This is a genomic window from Acetobacter orleanensis, assembly GCF_001581005.1.
Classification (GTDB): Bacteria; Pseudomonadota; Alphaproteobacteria; order Acetobacterales; family Acetobacteraceae; genus Acetobacter; species Acetobacter orleanensis.
On sequence record NZ_LHZV01000050.1, the window covers coordinates 1 to 18,446 of the forward strand.

At 57.0% G+C, this 18,446-nt stretch carries 11 protein-coding genes and 1 pseudogene; 8 read left to right on the top strand and 4 right to left on the bottom strand.

Going from position 1 to position 18,446, the window contains the following annotated elements; genetic code table 11:
• Window positions 1–306 precede the first annotated feature (306 nt).
• Window positions 307–1,419, bottom strand: coding sequence for a Fic family protein (locus tag AD949_RS03380; protein WP_048836964.1), 1,113 nt, complete (start codon window positions 1,417–1,419; stop codon window positions 307–309).
• A gap of 516 nt (window positions 1,420–1,935) precedes the next feature.
• The gene (locus AD949_RS03385) at window positions 1,936–6,453 is read right to left on the bottom strand and encodes a hypothetical protein (RefSeq protein WP_048836963.1); all 4,518 of its coding nucleotides are present in this window, start codon (window positions 6,451–6,453) and stop codon (window positions 1,936–1,938) included.
• Window positions 6,454–7,285: 832 nt separating this feature from the next.
• Here AD949_RS03385 and AD949_RS03390 point away from each other — a divergent pair.
• The 6 genes from AD949_RS03390 (at window position 7,286) to AD949_RS14485 (ending at window position 12,678) form a co-directional block, all read left to right on the top strand.
• Window positions 7,286–7,747 carry a hypothetical protein gene (locus AD949_RS03390; RefSeq protein ID WP_048836697.1) on the top strand — a complete coding sequence of 154 codons (462 nt, stop codon included), beginning with the start codon at window positions 7,286–7,288 and terminating at the stop codon, window positions 7,745–7,747.
• A complete protein-coding gene (locus tag AD949_RS03395) occupies window positions 7,744–9,870 on the top strand; it encodes a PIN domain-containing protein (protein WP_048836696.1) in 2,127 nt (708 codons plus the stop codon). The genes AD949_RS03390 and AD949_RS03395 overlap by 4 nt, the downstream gene beginning before the upstream one ends.
• Window positions 9,867–10,976: a BREX system ATP-binding domain-containing protein gene (locus AD949_RS03400; protein WP_048836695.1), complete on the top strand. Its 1,110-nt coding sequence runs from the start codon at window positions 9,867–9,869 to the stop codon at window positions 10,974–10,976. Before AD949_RS03395 ends, AD949_RS03400 begins: the two co-directional genes overlap by 4 nt.
• A gap of 546 nt (window positions 10,977–11,522) precedes the next feature.
• Window positions 11,523–11,759 (top strand): hypothetical protein, encoded by a 237-nt coding sequence (locus AD949_RS03405; protein WP_048836694.1) that lies wholly within the window; start codon window positions 11,523–11,525, stop codon window positions 11,757–11,759.
• Between the two features lie 243 nt (window positions 11,760–12,002).
• A complete protein-coding gene (locus AD949_RS14480; RefSeq protein WP_244463435.1) occupies window positions 12,003–12,425 on the top strand; it encodes a hypothetical protein in 423 nt (140 codons plus the stop codon).
• Window positions 12,346–12,678, top strand: coding sequence for a TIR domain-containing protein (locus tag AD949_RS14485; protein ID WP_244463434.1), 333 nt, complete (start codon window positions 12,346–12,348; stop codon window positions 12,676–12,678). Before AD949_RS14480 ends, AD949_RS14485 begins: the two co-directional genes overlap by 80 nt.
• A 256-nt stretch (window positions 12,679–12,934) precedes the next feature.
• Here AD949_RS14485 and AD949_RS03415 read toward each other — a convergent pair whose 3' ends face one another.
• Together AD949_RS03415 and AD949_RS03420 are read right to left on the bottom strand one after the other, a co-directional pair.
• On the bottom strand, window positions 12,935–14,293 hold the full coding sequence (locus AD949_RS03415) for a hypothetical protein (protein WP_048836693.1): 1,359 nt from the start codon (window positions 14,291–14,293) through the stop codon (window positions 12,935–12,937).
• A gap of 555 nt (window positions 14,294–14,848) precedes the next feature.
• Entirely contained in the window at window positions 14,849–15,247 is a 399-nt protein-coding gene (locus AD949_RS03420) for a hypothetical protein (RefSeq protein ID WP_082064857.1), read from the bottom strand.
• Window positions 15,248–15,641: 394 nt separating this feature from the next.
• Between AD949_RS03420 and AD949_RS03425 the strand changes: the two genes are divergently transcribed.
• Complete coding sequence (locus tag AD949_RS03425; protein WP_209421674.1) at window positions 15,642–16,151, top strand: nucleotidyltransferase family protein; 510 nt, start codon at window positions 15,642–15,644, stop codon at window positions 16,149–16,151.
• Between the two features lie 825 nt (window positions 16,152–16,976).
• A pseudogene (locus AD949_RS03430) lies at window positions 16,977–18,342 on the top strand (transposase).
• The last annotated feature ends 104 nt before the right edge of the window (window positions 18,343–18,446 follow it).

Sequence of the window (18,446 nt, forward strand, 5' to 3'; positions counted from 1 at the left end):
GGGGTGATTTAGGCAACAAAAAAACCGCCTCAATGGGCGGGTTTATCGTGTCTTTTCAGATATTTAGCGTATGGTTGCGGGGGCCTGCAACCAAAGAAAACTGCCGCTTGTCAGCGGGTTTGTTGAACGTGTGCCAGCATAGTTAAGTGACTGAAACCTTGAAAGCTTTTTTCCTTACTTTCGTTTGATCCGCCCCCTACTCCTCATGGTCCGCCTGCCCCTGCCACACGGCCAGTCTCTTATTTGTGACAGAGACGATGGATGTCCTTTCCCACGATCAGGAAGGCACCAGTGCGGATCTTCGGTTCACGCCCCAGGGAAAACTAGCCTATAGCTGGTGCTTCTTCCTCCTGCAGCCTCCCGAACCAGAATATCGCGTGACACGAGATCATTGATATCACGCAGAGCGGTATCCGGTGACGTCTTCGCCAGCTTCGCCCATTTGGATGAGGTCAGCTTACCCTCGAACCCGTCGAACAGACGGTTGAGTATGAGACGCTGCCGGTCATTGATCGATTGACCGGCCAGATTATCCCAGAAACGGGCCTTCTGGATGACTTTTCCCAGAACCAGTTCAGCGCGATCAAAGGCGCGATCCAGAGCCCCCAGAAACCAGCGCAACCAAGGCGTGATGTCCATATCCCCCTTCTGGGTGACCTCAAGGATTGCATAGTAATCCTTTCTCTCCTGACGGATCTGGGCCGACAGGCTGTAAAAACGCTGGTCTGTCTGTTCCGAGCGCGCCAGCATGAGGTCGCCGATGGCCCGCGCCATGCGACCGTTCCCATCCTCAAACGGATGAATGGTGACAAACCATAGATGTGCGATGGCAGCCTTCAGCACAGGGTCCAGCGCCTGCCCGGCATTACACCAATCGAGAAAGATCTGCATCTCAGTGGGTACGCTGCTGGCAGGGGATGCCTCATAGTGGACTGTCTCGCGCCCGACAGGCCCTGACACGACCTGCATGGGGCCAGTTCTGTCACCACGCCACTCTCCCACCAGAGTGCGCGACATTCCATTTCGGTCGGTGGGAAACAAAGCCGCATGCCAGGCGAACAGCCTTTCTTCGGTCAAAGGCTCAGCGTAATGCCGGGTTGCGTCCAACATCATCTCCACGACGCCTTCGACATCCCGATCCACTGGCGCCGGCGCACCAATATCCATACCCAGTCGCCGGGCGATGGAAGAGCGTACCTGCTCGCGATCGAGGTTTTCACCCTCAATCTCGCTCGACTTGACGACGTCCTCGGTCAGGGTCTGGATTACCGCTTCCGATCTGAAATCGAAGCCGAGACTTTCCATACGCCCTAAAAGCCGACCCTGCTGGTGACGCACAGCAGCCAATGCATGGGAGATGGCATCATTGTCCCATCGGAAGTCCGGCCAGTCTCCGAGCTCATGAATGTATCGCGCCATATTCCCTGCACTCCTTGCGGAGAATATAGAGATCAATCACCGCAAGCTGCAACACTGTATCCGCATAACATGCGGGGAATATAGCTGTCTCTCCCCACACACGTTGGTCGACGGACCAGTCGAGAAGTTACCTCGTCCTTCTCACCTGTCCTGATAAAGCCGTACCTACCGTGTCTTATTCCGATAGCAATGGGGGGGGAGAGGATAGTCGGCTATCGGTAATGCGGGATCGAAAGCAGCCATTCCCAGCGTTCACTTCCATGACTGCTACCGACCAACTCAGGCCGTTCCAGTGCAGCCACTGGAACGGCCGATGACGTGTGATAGCGGTCCTTCGCCCGTTGGACGGCTGCCGGTCGGCTACGCGCCCATGACGGCCATTTGAACATCCTAGATTGCTGCATAAAAGCGGCCGTTCCTTACGGATCCACCGTCGCAGTAGCATCCGCCGGGAAGCTGTAGGGTCCTAGATGATCTATCGGTCGGCAGGGGATCGTTCCAAAAAGCTATGAGCCCCTAATTCGCTCCTTGATCATCCGACCGGCGCGCAAACGTGAACTCCAGCGCTTCGGCCCGGTCAACTCCCGTGAGTGTGAGATCATTGCGGACCCGCACGTCAAGATTGGCGAGCGGGTCGAAGATGAAGCGCACCCGAAGCTCGCCGGCGCCGTCCTCTAGGCCGGTGACGACCGCCAGAAAGAAGTCGGGATCGTGCCGTGCCGCCGCAACCTCGCTTGCCGTGAGCGTGACGTCGGTCGGCAGCGCCGTCCCCGAACTCATCTTGATCTCGTAGCACTGACGCAGCTCGTCGATGGCATCGACGCCAACGCCCCGAACCGCGCGCAGGTCGTTGAACCTAGGCACGTCGAGCTGGAGCGCACACCGCACAGCGTCCAGCGCCATCCGTTCACGATCCGAGGTCGCCGGCAGAACGGTGCGCGGCGTCGAGGCGTCCCCGCCACCGCCGCCGCCCGGCTGGAACCGACGCTCCTTGGCCTTCCGCGCCTTGGCGAACACGAGGTCTCCGGTCGGCGTGGCGCCCGCGTTGACGATTACCCCCGCGGTGGGCTCAAGCTCGCCTAACTCCCGCAGCTTGCGCACCTGCACGGTCGGCTTCGACGCCGCTTTGCCCGCTTCCGGCTTGGTCGCGCCTCCATCCTTACCCTTGGCCTTGCCCTTCCGCTGCGCCGTTTGGCGAGCCAGCTCCTCGAGGCGGTTCTTGCCATCGCCGCGCTCGGCACGCGTCTTCGGCAGCACTGCGCCGGCGGCCTGCTCGCCTAGGATTGCCCGGGGCCAGACGGCCGCCCAGGCCCATGCGGCCTTCTGCCGATCACCGGAGAACAACGACGCCACGGCCGCGCCCGCGCCCTCGGCAGAGGCGGCGATCTGCTTCGACCGGATGATGAGGCGCAACGGGTCTCGGCCGACATGCGCCTGCGCAGACAGCGTTACCCGACCACCCGCGAGATCCGCGACGATCGACAGTTCGGGATCGACCACGACGTGGGCGGCGAGCAGATCGTCCCAATCGACGGACAGGCTGTCCAGCAGTGCCTGGTCCGCACGCACCAGCTCCTGCCGGAGCAGCGCGACCGCGCGCGAGAAGACGGGACGCAATTCGTCCCCCTCGGCGAGGCCATACGCAGGCGTCGACGCCGCCCTAAAGTCGGCCGGCGTCAGGCGAACGATGCCGAGCCCCTCTAGCAGCGGCGCCAAGGTGTCGAAGGTGGTCAGGCCTGGGCGCCAAACCGGCATGGTTGAGGGCGCGGCAGCAAGCAGCCCCTCGCCTTCGAGGGCGTAGACCGGCCGGGACGTCGTCCAGGAAGTGCCAGTCCACAGGGGTAGGCGACGCAGGGCTGTACGCTGCTGAGTGGACATGTCGGCAACCGCAGTCGAAACAAGGGTGAGCGCACGTATCGCGATACCCAAACCGGTTGGCGATGGCTGGCCGTCCGCCAGCTCCCTGAGGACAGCGAGCGCGTCCAAAGCACTGGGCAGGTTCACACCCAAGACGATCCATAGCTGCTCGAGCCCCTCGACGTGCGGCGCGAAGACGCGCCTGTTCCCGAACACGGCGGGACCCCGCAACACCGCCTCTGGCGAACGCCACTCGCCGTCGACGAGCAGGAGCCCCGGCCGTCCCGAGCCAGCCCTGAAGGCGTTACGCAGCTGGGCCTGCGTCATGCCGTTCTCGGCGACGCCATCGCGGCGCTCGCGAAGGGTGCCGGCAAGCAACTGGTAGACCGCAAGCGCCTCGGCCTCGATGCTCGCAGTAATGGTTTTGTCCTGGAGCGCCCGCAGTCGATCGATAAGGTCGCGCTGGGTCGGGCCGGCCTTGACCCCCAACGCGGTCAAAATACCCGAACGCTGGATCTGCGCGTCGAACTTGGCCACCGTGCCCGAGCGCTCAGCCGGCCGCGGCGGGCTGCCCGGTATCTGAAGCTGAAGGTCAAGCGGACGCTGCAGCCCGCTGCCAGCGTCGGGCATCCACTTCTGGTCGGCAAGACGCGCCAGCCAAGTCGCGCGGACCTCCGGACTGGGGTTCCAATAACCGTAGTATCCGTAAGCCGGATAGGCGGTGGAAAGATCCTGATAACGCCGTTCCCAACCCCGACTCAGCGTCGCCAGCAGCGCGATCGCGCGCTTGCGCCTCGTCTTGACCGGAGCATGGGCGATGTCGGCAGCGACAGCGTCGGCGTCGGGGGACCAGTGATCCTCCAACAGGTGGGTGACCCACTGGTTGGCGCGGATACTGCTGAGCTGATCTGCCGTGCGCATCGCGGTCGCGATCGGGCTGGCGGGGCGAGGGTCGCGCTGCCAACGGACTTCCTCGTCGCCCGGCTTGATCAGGCGGGGCTCGCGCGCCACGCCCCACGCCACGAGCAACTTCTGAGCGCCGATGGCCGAACGGCCGTCCTTCTGTTTCAGGAGCCGGCTATAGTCGGGGTTGACCCAGCGGAGGCCCGGTGTCCGGCCTGCCGCCTTGGCGAAGCTGTCGACCTCGCGATCGATTGCGGCCGGAAGATACAACTCTACCGGGCGAGCCCAGCCGGCAGAGCGCTTCCCATCCTCGCCATGCCATGTGGCGCGCAGCTCAATGTGCCGGCCCACGATGCCACCGAGGTCGCCGTGACGTTCGCGGGGGAGAGCTGCCCAGGCGTCGCGCAGGGCGAGCAGGTCGTCGTCCTCAACGCGGATCGGCTCGCCGCGGGCAAACTGGGCGTTGTCACGTGCGAGGATCGCGAACACGTCGGCGGCCGCATCGCGGTCGGCGAACAGCACACCCAAGTGCTCCAGCGCCTCGACGAAATCCTTTGTGGGCGCTTCGGACGCGAAATATGCGGGATGCATCGTCCGGGCGAGCCCCAGCCTGACGGCGAGCGAATTCACCGACGCGCCCTTCACGAGCACCCAAGCGTGACTTGGCGACGGCCGCGCCGTCACTGAGCCGTCGCCGAGCATAATGCTCGGTTTCATCGAGAACGGTGTGAACTGCCCGTCGCGGACCGCGAGAGCCGCGAAGGCGACATACCAGTCCACACTGCGGTCGGGGTTGCCGTCGAGGATCGCCAAGGCGTCGACTAGGCCAATCACCTGCGACACGTCGAGCTCCGCCAGTACCTCCCTCCAGCGGCCGGCAGGGTCGCGGACGTCACGGGGTAGCGCGGCGACGTCGGGCGCGAGGCGCTCGACATCCTCAGCCGTCAGGAGGGGCTCGAGATCAACCGCCTCAAACGCGATGTTCGCCAGCGGCGTCGGCCCGGCGCCGACGTCAATCTTGAGGGTGGAGCGCAGCGTGTCGTGGCATGCGGTCACCAACTCGCGGGCACGCTCCGTCGCCCATGCGTCACCGGGCACGACCTCGGCCAGCAGCGGGACATGGTTCCACGCGGTGATGGGATCGACTGCGAACGCCTGCAACGCGGCCCAAGCCGTGAGCCTTGCGAGATCGGTGAAGCGATTGCGGTTCCAATCCACTGGTTGGAGAGTGGAGCGGGCAGAGTCGGGATCGAACTGGGCGTCGAGGCCAATAGAGAGACCGGTGATCACCGGAAAGGGCATCCGGTCGTAAAGGCGAAAAGGCTCCGCGGCTCCCAATGGTACGCAGACGCCGATCGGCGTCGTGGCGCCGGTGGCCTTGTTCAAGCGTCCCTCGTCGGGCTTGACCGTCCGCCTAGTTGCATAGCGGCGATAGCCGCGGCCAGCGGACTCAGGCGGGGATAGGACCTTGATATCGCAGATCGCGACATCCGCCTCCTCGTCGCCGAAGTCGATACGGCCGGCTCGGCACGGTGTCACTTGGATGGCGAAATTCAGATCGTCAGCATCGGTGCCAAGCTGACGGAAGCCCAGCGTGCGGATGCTCCTGAGGAAGACCAGCGCGTCGACGTCGAGTTCCGAAACGGCTTCCGCGACGCTGGCGCATGTTACCGACGGCTCCAGCGGGATCACGAGCATCGTGTCCCGACGCGCCGGATCGTAGACGCCCGGTACGGCCGCCTCCGGATCGCAGACGATGGGCCCTTCTTCTGTCATGACAAAGTGGAACGGCGGCGCGTGCAGGGCGATCGGGCCGCCCAACGAATTCAACGTGCGTTGGCCGATCCCGAAGCGGCCCGCGGCGTCGGGATCCGCGTCCTTGGTCGAGAGCCACGGAAGGAGCATGGCGCCGACGTTGGCCAGCGTCACTGGCAAGCCGTCGTGGACGATGAGCAACTCGGGCCGTGGACCGTTCCGATACGCCACCTGCAGAGCCGTGGCGCCCAGGTCGTCCGCGTTCTGGAGGCATTCCACGATGCCCTGGAAAGGGCGCGGGCTGAGCGTGCTCGCTCCCCTGTCGGCTCCGCGCATGCTCGCGCGCAGCATTGCCGGCTGGTCGGCGATTATTTTGCCCAGACGCTCGACTGCGGCGCGCGCCCACTCAACCGACGCATCGAGTGGGACCCATGTGCGGTCATCCCATCCGTCCGCAAGCCGATCCGCCGCAGCTCTTCCTGCGGCCACCTCGTCGTCCCCGATAATCGCAGTTGCCATCTTTGCCCCCCCGGGAAGCGCGAACCCGTAGTCAAATAACCCTCAAGCCTCTTCTATGCTGTTCGGCTAACATCGTCATCATTCAGCAAATGGGTTTCCGACCATCCCACGGCATGGAATGTTTGAACTCTCCAGGCTGATCGAGCCGATCTTGCCTGCAGCGGCGTTCTACATGACGGCCAGAACCTGTCAGTTCGTAAGCGCCCCCCTTAACCTGCCCGTCGTGCGTGCGCCGAAATTTCGGACGCTCGCGACTCAATCAGTCGGATCCGCGCATGGTTCTGATAGGGGGAACATTGCTGCGGCGCTAAAATGGAAGTGTCTGCTTCAGTGTGCCATGCGCCCGAAAGCTGCCTGACAGCTGACGGCCCGCCTTTCCGATTCCCTGCCGCTGTTTGCTGTCACCCAGAATGTCCGGTGTTCGGTTGAAAGCCGCCCGTTCGACGGTGACCCGGGAATGGCGGCTTTGTCCCAAACGCGGTCTATCGCGGCTCGCCTAGCAATGTCGGCTTTCGGGAAGTTCCTCTAACCGCCTGTGTGTCCGCGAAGAAGGCGTTTGCCGCCTGTCTGCTGCTGCATCACTGAGCCGACAGGCAGATCGGGGGGGGGGGGAGAGTAGAATGTCGGGTTTCGGGCAACATCAACCGCAAGCAGCCATTTGCAGTATTCACGTTCACGACGGTTCCCGACCAAGATGAGTCGTTCGCCGATCGGACTTTGAACGGCTGTTCGTGAGATTATACGGTTTGGCTCCGCAGGCAGGACATTTAATCGCTGGCGTCACGAAGTTGCGAACGATAAGACTTTGTGACGTTTAAGATTAGGGGGAAGAATGTCAGCAGAGTCGATTGTAAAGCTGAAGCTTTCTGTCTGGCGGGACTTCGCACCCGGACGGCCGCTTTCTCTATGGAAAGGCGATCAGAACGGGCAGCAAGTCATATCTAGCGACTCGGAGATTCAGCAAGAAATCTTCTCCTGGCAGATGCGCGAAGATCCGTTCGACGGTGTTCTTGAGCAGGAGGACCGTGCCCGGTTGCGGGCGGGGTTGCTCGACAGGTTTGAGCCATCACGCAAACCTAGCGATAGGCGTGTGGAACGCCTCGACGAGTTCGTAAGCGAGGTCGACCGTATCCTAAACGGCGGCAGGGCAGAATGGACGATCAGCCTCGATCCGCCGCGGGAGGATGAGGATGCGCCTTATCGGCTCAATTCGCTGCTGGCTTTGCGCAACCAGATCGAGTGGCTGATCGGCTCCTTTGGCGGTATACCAGGCCTGTCGGTGTCCGTGCGATGACCTCGATGCTGACCACACCGCGGGAAGCCGAAGCTCTCCTAGCTCACCTGTTCGAGGCAGGTTCTGAGGCTCGAATCAAGGTTTCTGAAAACAAGGCGTTCGGCGCTGAAAACTGGCTCAATCTGGGGACGATCACCCTCGATCCTGGTGGTAACAAAGCGAGCCATATGCTTATGGCGGTACGTCGGGGGAGCTTCGAATGGGTCTTGCCCTCGAGCGAAGACATCGACGCTCAGTTGTTCAAGCTCATGGGCTTCAAGGAAGCCGACCGCACAAATGGCAAGCTTCGCCGCGCCATGGACGCGATGGGTGGGATCGCGGTGCGGTTGGGACTACGGTATCCGCGTCTGGATCCGTTCGCGCTGGAAGGTATGCCTTACCGGCGTTCGACAACCGTAGTGGCGGACACCAGCGCAGTTATCCAAGGCGGACTCGATTTCGTAGCGCGACATCTGCACCCCGCGGCAAGGATCAAGGTGCCGGCCATCGTTCAAATGGAGATCGTCAATTTTGCCGAACGTTTCTTGAGCACGCGTCGCGCGTCAAAGATCAGACCGCTCGACATCCTCATCGACCACATGCTCAGCCAGGGCGGTCAGCGGGTGCTGCTGCGTCTCGAACTAAACACCGACACGGAGATCGAGCGCAATTTTCTTTTAGGCGATCCTCTTCGCAGCGCCTTTATGAAGGACTCAGACCCCGAACTGACCGAGCTCAACTTGAGTGTGCGCATCAAAGCTTATGCCGATCGCCTCATTCTTGAGAGCGCGCGACAGCATCAGGCCCAGTCCAATCTGGGCCACAAGGTGCAGCTCCTGACAAGTGATCAAGGACTTGCGCGCATGGCGCTGGCCGAAGGCATCGTACCGACGTATTTTAACTCGGTCGTCGCAAGCGATCTGTTCGGACGCCGACTGACCGGGATCAATCTCGATCCTTTCAGTGGGAAGCTGCGCGAGTGCTCGCTGGCTTCCGTGTTGTGGGAGCTCGCCACCGCCTTTGGTAGTGTCCGGTTGGAGTCCTCTACCAGCGACCAGCACATCGAAATTGCAGCATTCGGTGAGGGACTGAACTGGTCTCCGGTGCAATCGCATGGCGACCTGCTCTGGTGCGAGCACTACGGATGTGTTGCACCAGAATATCCGCCGATCTCGGCCGGTGCCGCCGGCACTCCGGGGCCGGCGCTGTTGGCGACACCGAAAACGATATCCGCCTCGGAAACTCCCGATACCTCCGATCAGGTTCGAGAGAAGGCGGCAACTGGGGCCGTCCGCACGGCTCACGCAGGCGCCAAGACCGTGGGTGTGAAGGCACTCAAGGCACAGCAGCCGGTCGCAGCCGGCGCAAGTCGGCCCCAGCGGTTCAACGTAGCGACGTTCTTCGCCTTGCTCGATGGGCTCGACACAGAGCAATCGCTGCCAGAAGAAGCTGTTCTAAAACTGGCGGGCGCGAAAAAAAGGGCAGGCATCGACGACTGCCGTCGTTTCCTCCTGTCAGGCAGATATGTCGTTATCAATGGCCACTCCTGGAACGCGACACCAACCGGCTCAGCTTTGGCGATTGCGCTCAGGAACGAAGATAACCAGACGGCCTTCGAGGCTTTGCAGTATGCGGATTCCTTTGCTAAATTCGCTAGCCATGTAGCAGAGGTCCCCGTGGGATCAACGATCCCGCCAGGCAATTTCGAGCGCGCCTTCAAAACTTATAAAACGTTGGGGGAAATCACGCTGATCTGCGCGCCAATTTATGAAGAGGGACTATATCCCACCCCCGTCACCCCGACGGCTGAAGCGTTTGCACCGCTTGCGCTCACGCATTTCAACGCGCTCGACACCGGGGACAAACTCGTGTCGACCGGCGCCTGGCTGGAGAGGCTGATCAGGAACGAGGGCATTCATCCCGAGATCGCGCGTGCGCGCCTCAGTGATGCGAGCGGCGCTGGTCTACTTCACCGATCGACCGAAGGCTCTACGACCGATGTTCGCAATGACCGGCATATTCTGCAGGTGCTTCGTGCTCGCGGTGGTCATCCCGTGATCGACACGGTACATCTCTACAGGGGCGACTATTTGATACCAGGTAAGGCCAGTACCAGTCTCCGCATCTTGGAGGCGACGCGATGAGCCTCAAGGACAAGTTGAGACAGCAGGGCGGCGGCGGTGCACCCCTGATATTCAAGAAATTCGGCGTCGCCGGTAACCCTTTCCCGTCAGCGAACCAGACATCAAACAATCCGCATTATCGGACGGAAGCTGATGATGAGGCGGAAGCGCGCATACTCAGCTTCTTCCGTGATAACCGATCTCAGGTTGTTGTGGTAGAAGGTACGCAGGGGACCGGTAAGACTAACTTCCTGAACTATTTCGAGTTACAGATTCAGGAAGCGCTGGAAGATGAGGACGAATATTATGTCGTTCGCTATCTCGCGGATCCCGAGGCGTCGTTTGAAGCGACGATCCGGCGGCTATTCCAGGAGATTGGCACAGACCATCTCGAAAAGCTGGCCGCGAAGCTGTACGACGATGCCAGTCCGATGAGCGTTGTGCGGAGTCAGGACATGCGGTCGGCTTTGCACGCGCTGCATGACGAAGATACGAGAGAAGCCAACGCGGCGTTGATGATGGAATGGCTGCTCGGCTTTCGCCTCCTGAAGATCCACCGCGAGACATTAGGCGTGCAGTTTCGGCTCGATACGGTAGAATCCAAGACTGCGGCGTTGCGCGACCTTATTTTGGTCAGCAGTGAAGCCGAAATTCTCAAGGGTATCTTCCTCCTTCTCGATGAGTTGGAAAAGCAGGATGGCGTACTCGGTCCGACCGCGATCACACGATATCTCTCCGCGATGCGCGCGATTATCGACGCGTTGCCGAAACATCTTTTCATGATGCTCGCGATAACACCGGACGCGATGCGCCGCTACTCAGCTGCGGTTCCAGCTTTCCGCAGCCGACTTCAAAATCAGATCACTTTGCTTCCGCTCGAAGAACTCGAAGCGGCATCCGAGCTTGCTGACTTCTATCTAACGACAGCCAAAACCGAAGCGAGTAACCGGCAACAGTTCCGGGGTCAGAGAGCCGGGCGTCAAGTGTTGGTGACGGACGAAGAGATCGAAGAGGTATTCGAAAAACTACGAAAAATAGCCGAACGCCGAGGCGATAGTGGCATTCGCCAGCGAGAATTTTTGCACCAACTTCATGTTCTCGCAGAGGAGCGTTTGCAGCAGGCCTGAGCGCGAGCCGCCCCTGTGTTCGTAGGGCGACTTCAGTCGATCGCATGATCGCGTATCTCGGCAATCCGGGGATGACGAACTGTTCCTATCGGGCCCGACCGGATGGCATGGTCACAGGCTTGCGCATGTAGGAATACCGGCCCTGCTTCTGTCGCCCTGCGATACCACTCAAGCAAACGCCAAATGTCCGCTTTCGGGCAACCGTCATAACTGCTTGGGTGTCTGATATGAGGCGTAAGTGAACATACTGCTTACGCCTCATATGGGACATAAAATCGCTGGATGGCGCCTCTGCATAGCGGACACAGGCAGCGCGATCTCTTGCAACCAAATTTAGGTAGGAAGCAGTCTTTCTCCCCGATCAGGAGCAACCATATCTGTCGGTCTATAATAGTATGCAATGTCGGAATAATGACAACGCACAGACATCGTGGGATATTATTGAAAGCTGTGTCATAGGCTGGCGGGCGATACAAGATAGCTCTATGGGCACGACATCTACTCCATGCTCATCGTCGGCGCAGGACACCCTTTGGAGGGGAACACATGTTCAAGATCACAGGTCTCGACAAGCTCACCAGGGAGATGGCCCAACTCGCCAAGTTCGCCACGGAGGTGGACGGAGAATTGGCGAGCGTATCCTTCGATCCCACCGACCCAGGCAGCATCGAGACGGCCATCAGCGAAATGGAAGCCGCCATCGATCAGAAGGCCGCTTCCTACGAGGGCAACAACATGGTGGTCAACTTGGTGGAGCAGATAAAAGCGAACTTACGCGAATAGGTACTTAAGAAGGCTGCAGCCGCCCGTCTGAAGGGCGACACCGAGTGACTCTGAAATCTGCTTTCGCCGGACTGAACAACGCCATACTCGACCTGCAGCAGGCCGACTAAAACACCTATGAACGACCTTTGAAGAAACTGGCTGGGGCTCTGAGAGCGGAGGAACTGCGCGCCGCCAGCGAAGCAATGAGCGCCAAGGTCGACTTCGACCGGGTTCCTCGCTGAGAGCAATCAGGGTGGCAGTATGCAAGGCAGCGCGAGCCTTAAGTGGCCCGACGATAAGGAGCAGGAGCTCGGCCTCACCATCGCCCTCATCGAGCGCGGCGCCGCCAATCCGGACTGGTTCATGAACTTCGGCCATCACTGGTACTACAACGGCAGCAAGTTCATCTCGGGTATTCATAAAATGACAAGGGCAGTCATCGTGCCGTTCGGTCGAGACCTCAAGACGTTCGTCCAGCAATCGGCTCCATCCATGCAGGATGTTTCATCGACCGCCACAGACATGAACAAAATATTCGTCGTTCATGGCCGCGACAACGGAACCAAGGAAACCGTTCATTTTGCACGAACAGCCCAGCAGGGAGATGACCATCCCGGAGAAACTTATCGCGAACAGCAATGTAGGTTTCGCGGTGGTCATCCTGACCGCGGACGATATCGGTAGGGCGAAGACCGATACCGAGGAGAGGCCGCGCGCTAGGCAGAACGTGATTCTGGAGTTGGGGTACTTCGTCGGCCACCTCGGGCGGGACAAGGTCTGCGCACTGCTCAAGGATACGGTCGAGCTACCATCGGACTACGTCGGCGTAGTCTACGTCCCCTGGGACGATGCAGGCGCTTGGAAAATGGAGCTCGCCAAGGAGATGCATGCCGCCGGCTACGACGTCGACTTCAACAAGGTCATCAAGGGCCGCTGACTTCGCTGCTTTGGAATTCCTTAGCGCGGACATGGACATAGGAAATACACAGATTATCGACCGACGACCTCGACCCGGTTCCTTTGGTCGTGCCGGAAGCTGACGGAATAAATCTCGACTAAATGTTCCGTTTGAGGCGCCTCGTGGTCGACCGCGAGCGTCGCATTGTTTTTTTGCATGCCATGACTCGCGGTGCTGTTGGTAACTAATTTACTCGCAGAAATGCGGGCCCTTTAGTTTACAGACAGATTTTACGTTATATGGTCAGGTACTTCATCGTCGCTTTGTCGAAAGCAAGGCAAATGCGATCGACGCTCGCATGGTTTTTATTTAAAATAACTGCTATTTCTCTTATACCATAAAAAACTTTTTGATCCGTATTCTCTTCTTTTTTTATGAAAAACTTCTTACCAAACAAAATGATTCCCGCAAGCCCACTAAAAGATGAACTTTCAAACAATCTTGAGGCAAGCGTTACTATTTGAGGATATCTACCTTCTTCGACAGATCCTGTAAATAAAGTTTTCTCTTGATGGTCAATTATATCAGGAACATGCATGGCAATAACAGATGCTTCATATTTTTTAAGCTGGCGGTCAAAAGATTTTTTTAGATTTCTATATATATTATCGTTATTAAGTAATCCTAGATTTTCATTCCGAGAAAGCGAGACAACTACTGGAATTTTACCCCATACAGATTTATTAGTTAATATATTTTCTACTTTACGCCCATGCTGCGTCTCTACGGCTTTCGGAATGGCTGTGTTGACAATATCATCTATATCCGTATCGACGTTATCATTAAACAAGCTCTGATCGCAGAATGCGCTTATGCGTAGATAGCGGTTTTCTACAGGGTCTCCACCAGGTTCAATCTCGCGAGATGCCCTATTCACCAAAACGGCAACATCTCCAGGTATATTGTTAAAATACTCACGCCTATCAAATACAACTACACTATTCCTAAATAATTCCCGACGGTTCTCTGGAATATTTTTAAGAAAGTCTCTAGATATTTTGTCAAATACATTTTTCGGTATCATCATTCCAGTGTCTGCATGCACGCACTTAGCATCTATAGCTATAGAGATATCGTTTGAAATGGCCAAAATATCGCAAATCCCTCCCCCTTCCTCCCCTTTCGAAATCTTTTCGTATTCTGGGAAATCTGTCAAAAATCCGCAAAGTTGCATAAACGCTGCTAGGGAAATTTCGAAATTAAATGCGGATAAGCCGTTCACACTACTAACCCCGTCTATTAACTTCCCATTAACATATCTAAGCAAACTATTTTCTTTGTCGCGAAACAACTCCGATAATGTTCGAAAATTTTCGCAGAATTCTTTGGAAAATAATACTATTTTTTCAAAATCATCTTGCGTAAAAAAACGAAAGATAGAATCTGATCGATCAATAGAAAATATTATAAGTCCAAGCTCAATCGTATACTTAGAAAGCGCGTCGTGCGCAAGAGACATATTTGAAGTATTGTCCCTTAATTTTTTAATCATTCTATTATGCGGGCTGCCTTTTATTATACCGAGAATATATTTAGAATTTTCTTCTAAGGTATCATCCAAAAAAACTGATTTAAATTCAATCGACTGACTCATATTTCCTCTCCAACGCCAATGTGCGGTATTGCACTTTACACAAAGAGACGCACTCGCTGACGGGTCGCCTCAAGTTCTCTATCCGCGACTCAGTCTAGCGCGCCATGCCCTCCAGTTGAGGCTAGCAACCAATTAGGCAGCACAACGTGCGCTATTTGACCCTCAAGCGAGATATCAAACAGACTATTGCTTAAGTGTGTTTCCCTGAGCAGAAAACGTCGCTTCGGACTGTGCATTTTAGGAAGTTCTGGATAACACAATGACAGGCTTGTGACCGGCCTGCTCATGACCGGTATGAATATCAGACGCTCACCGAATAATGTTCTCGTACTCTGGATCGGACTCTCGCGTTAACAGGCCTCACCTCAAGTCTAGAACGTGAAACCCACCTCGCCAGTGTGACTTCATGTCGGTAATCATTTTATCAGGTTTCCGAGCGAAAATGCTGGGTGGTAGTTTGCCCGTATTCTTCGCGGACGTCTACGGATTGATCAATCTAAAGCAGGATGACTTTAAGAATGCTCGTCGATAGATGAATGGCTGGCCGGTAAAAGCTCAAGCTGTAGCTGGCGTCTTGCTCTTTGCCAGCCAATCGCGACGTATCGCTATGCCTGACGCAAGCCACAGCACTCCTGCGGCCATAAAGCCAGCGGCCTCGCCGCCCATAGGCGCTCCCATCACGAAGCCGACGGTTGCGGCAACAATCAAAGCCGCTCCTAGAATATAGAACGGACGGAAGCCCGCAGCGAAAGCAATGGGAAGGAAGTGAAACCCGACAACCAGAGCCATCGAAGGCAGGAGGAGGTCTGGCCGATGCAGATTTATGACAATGTTGGAGGCGAGGAAAAGGCCGATCAAGAGGAAGCCCAAGAAAGGCAACGCCAATGCGATTCCGGAAAGATCCAAATGCCAATACAACGTCAACGACGCGAAGACCGCCCCGAAGAAACTCATGATGAGCGCGCCCCAAGCCCCCACTGATATTCCCCTTATAGCTCCGTAACGACAGAGTAGGTCTGGCACACGAATTAGTCGAGATAGATTAGGGTAGGAGGTTAAGCCAACACCTTCCCCGATTGGACAGATATCTAGACAGCCGGAATTTTCTTAAAGGGGTTAGGCTCGAGAAACGCCGCCGCAATGGACGTCAGCTATTATTCATGCAGCCGTTAGCAGACGTTCCGCTTGCCCCCCTTAATCGCCTGTCCGCTCAGTGTTTCAGAAGCAGACAGGCGACAGTCGCCTCAAGGCAGACATGAAACACCCTTGGGCTTACTCTTGGTAGCCGACATACAATCGCCAAATGTCCCCTGCATCTCTAATTATATCACTCATACGTAATGACCCAATGCGCTGGCGCCTGCTGGGCATCGTCAACAGGCTCGACCTGCCGGACTGCTGGATCGGTGCAGGGTTCGTAAGGAACCTTGTTTGGGATCACCTTCATGGACGCGCGAGTTCGCCGCTTACAGGCGATGTTGATGTCATTTGGTATGATCCTCTTTGCATGACGCCTTCTGAAGACAGGAAACTCGAGGCGACATTGCGCACCGCTGAGCCAGATATCGTTTGGTCGGTAAAGAATCAGGCTCGCATGCACGAACGTAACGGGGATGATCCTTATCTTTCAGCCACAGACGCCATGCGTTTCTGGCCCGAGACGGCGACCGCCATCGCTGCCCGACGCTCTAACGGCGACGAATGCGAGGTGGCTGCCCCTCTTGGGTTCGATGACCTTATGGCCTTGGTGCTGCGGCCCACACCACGTTTCGCCGACGACAAGCGGCGCGAGTACGAGAGCCGACTTTTGTCAAAAGGTTGGATACACACCTGGCCGTTGTTACAGACGCAGGGATAACTGACAAAGCAGCCTGTTTAAGCATTTTTCGAGATTGAGTGGTCAGCTATCATGCTGGTGCTGCCAGATAGCAGCCGTTCCGCTCCCCCCCCATTGCCGTCATCCCGACATAGCATTGTCTCAAGAGTTTCTGCATGCCCGAGGGTGATGTTCCCTCCCCGCTCCCGCTCTTTCTCCTACGCCCGCTTACGCCCCGGCACCCCCGGCCCGCCCGTTTACACCTGCATACGAAGCAGTTGGTTGCGGGTATTAGGTACCCCGATTTGAACCTACGGGTGCCAAGTCATTGAAATGCTGGGGAATTTGATAGGCGTGTGGTGTTGAGTGCAACAAAAAACCCTGCCGAGTCAGGGACTTAGCGGGGTTTTGAAACTGATTTGGTTGCGGGGGCACACAACCAAAGAAAACTGCGGCTAGTCAGTGGCTTCGTTAAACGGCTGTCAGCACTGTTAAGTGACTGAAAAAATGAAATATTTTTCTCTATTTCCTTTTAATCCTTTATCACCCTTACTCCGAAAGAAGTGGACGCCCCTGCCCTACGGCCAGTCTATCACTATATCAGAGACGATAGATCTCGTTTCCCGCGATTCAGAGGACACCAGTGTAAATCCGTGGTTCACGCTTCAGGGAAAAGCAGCATGCAGCTGGACTTCTTCCTCCCGTAGCCTCCCTAACCAGAATATCGCATACCACGAGATCATTGATATCTCGCAGGACTGTACCCGCCTCGCATCATTCCGACAGTTATGGGGGGATAGTGTTGAAAAAGTCGCGCTTGCTTTGAGAGTGAAGCACTGATTCACTCTTCGCAGGAGGAACCTGCAAATGATGGGTGATCGAACGAAAATACAGGAGGCATTGTTCCACGAGTTCCGTCTTGAAGATCATGTGCCAGCTGGCCACCTTTTATCGCTTTGTTGATCTGGACGGCCTGCGTGAGCATCTTCGCCCATTTTACAGCGGCACGGGGCGGCCTTCGATCGATCCCGAACTGATCATCAGGATGTTAATCGTTGGCTACGTGATGGGTATTCGATTCGAGCGACGGTTATGTGAAGAAGTCCATCTTGACCTAACCTACCGGTGGTTCTGTGGCCTTGGTCTCAACGTCCCTGTGCCTGATCATTCGACATTCTCGAAAAACCGGCACGGACGCTTCCGGGAGAGTGATCTGCTTCGCCAAATGTTCGAAATGACCGTCCGGCTGTGCATCGCCAAGGGGCTGGTGGGAGGTGAAGGCTTTGCGGTCGATGCCAGCACGATCAAGGCCGACGCTAATCGGCAGCGCAGTGTTCCGAACCCAGACAAGCTGCCAATCGAGGCAGCCCATCGTGCTGTGCGGGAGTATTTCTCGGTGCTGGACCATGCTGCATTTGGGTCTGCTACGCCCGTACAACCAAAATATATCTCTCCGGTCGATCCTGCGGCACGTTGGAACGCTGCAAGCGGTGGCCTAGCTTATTATGCCTACTGCACAAATTACCTCATCGACCTTAAATCGGCTGTTATCATGGATGTAGAAACCACGACAGCCATCCGGCAGGCCGAGGTTACGGCGCAACGCCGAATGATAGAGCATACGCAGGAAACATTTGGAATATGGCCAGAAAGGCTTGCTGCGGATACAGCTTATGGATCCGCTGAAAATCTTGCGTGGCTGGTTCATGAGCGTGGTATAGAACCTCACATTCCGGTCTTCGACAAATCTGCCCGGCAGGACGGGACTTTCGAACGCCGAGATTTCACATATGACCACGTGCACGATCTTTACGTCTGTCCTGGTGGACAGGAACTGAAGCAGCAGTGGCGCAAGATCAACTCGGATCGACCAAACACCCCTCCCGACAACCTACTTCGATACCGTTCGTCGAAACTGGCGTGCGACGTATGCACTCTCAAACCAGAATGCTGCCCCAATCAGCCCAATCGTAAGGTTCTGCGCTCTGTTCATGAAGGCGCTCGTGATATGGCCCGCGACATTGCCTTAACCGATGCCTATATTATCTCCAGACGAGAACGAAAGAAGGTCGAAATGCTGTTTGCTCACCTCAAGCACATTTTGAAGATCGATCGGTTGAGGCTCAGAGGACCAAACGGCGCCCGTGATGAGTTCCATCTTGCCGCAGCTGCCCAAAATCTCCGCAAAATGGCGAAACTGATACCTCCCGGAGCGCCTGCCTTATCCACCTGAGGCAAGAAAGCCGCACGCATATCGAAGTGGTTTGGCAACACCTTCACTCTTCACCATGAGTTTTTCAACACTATCGGGGGAGAGCGGTATGTCTGGTTTCGGGA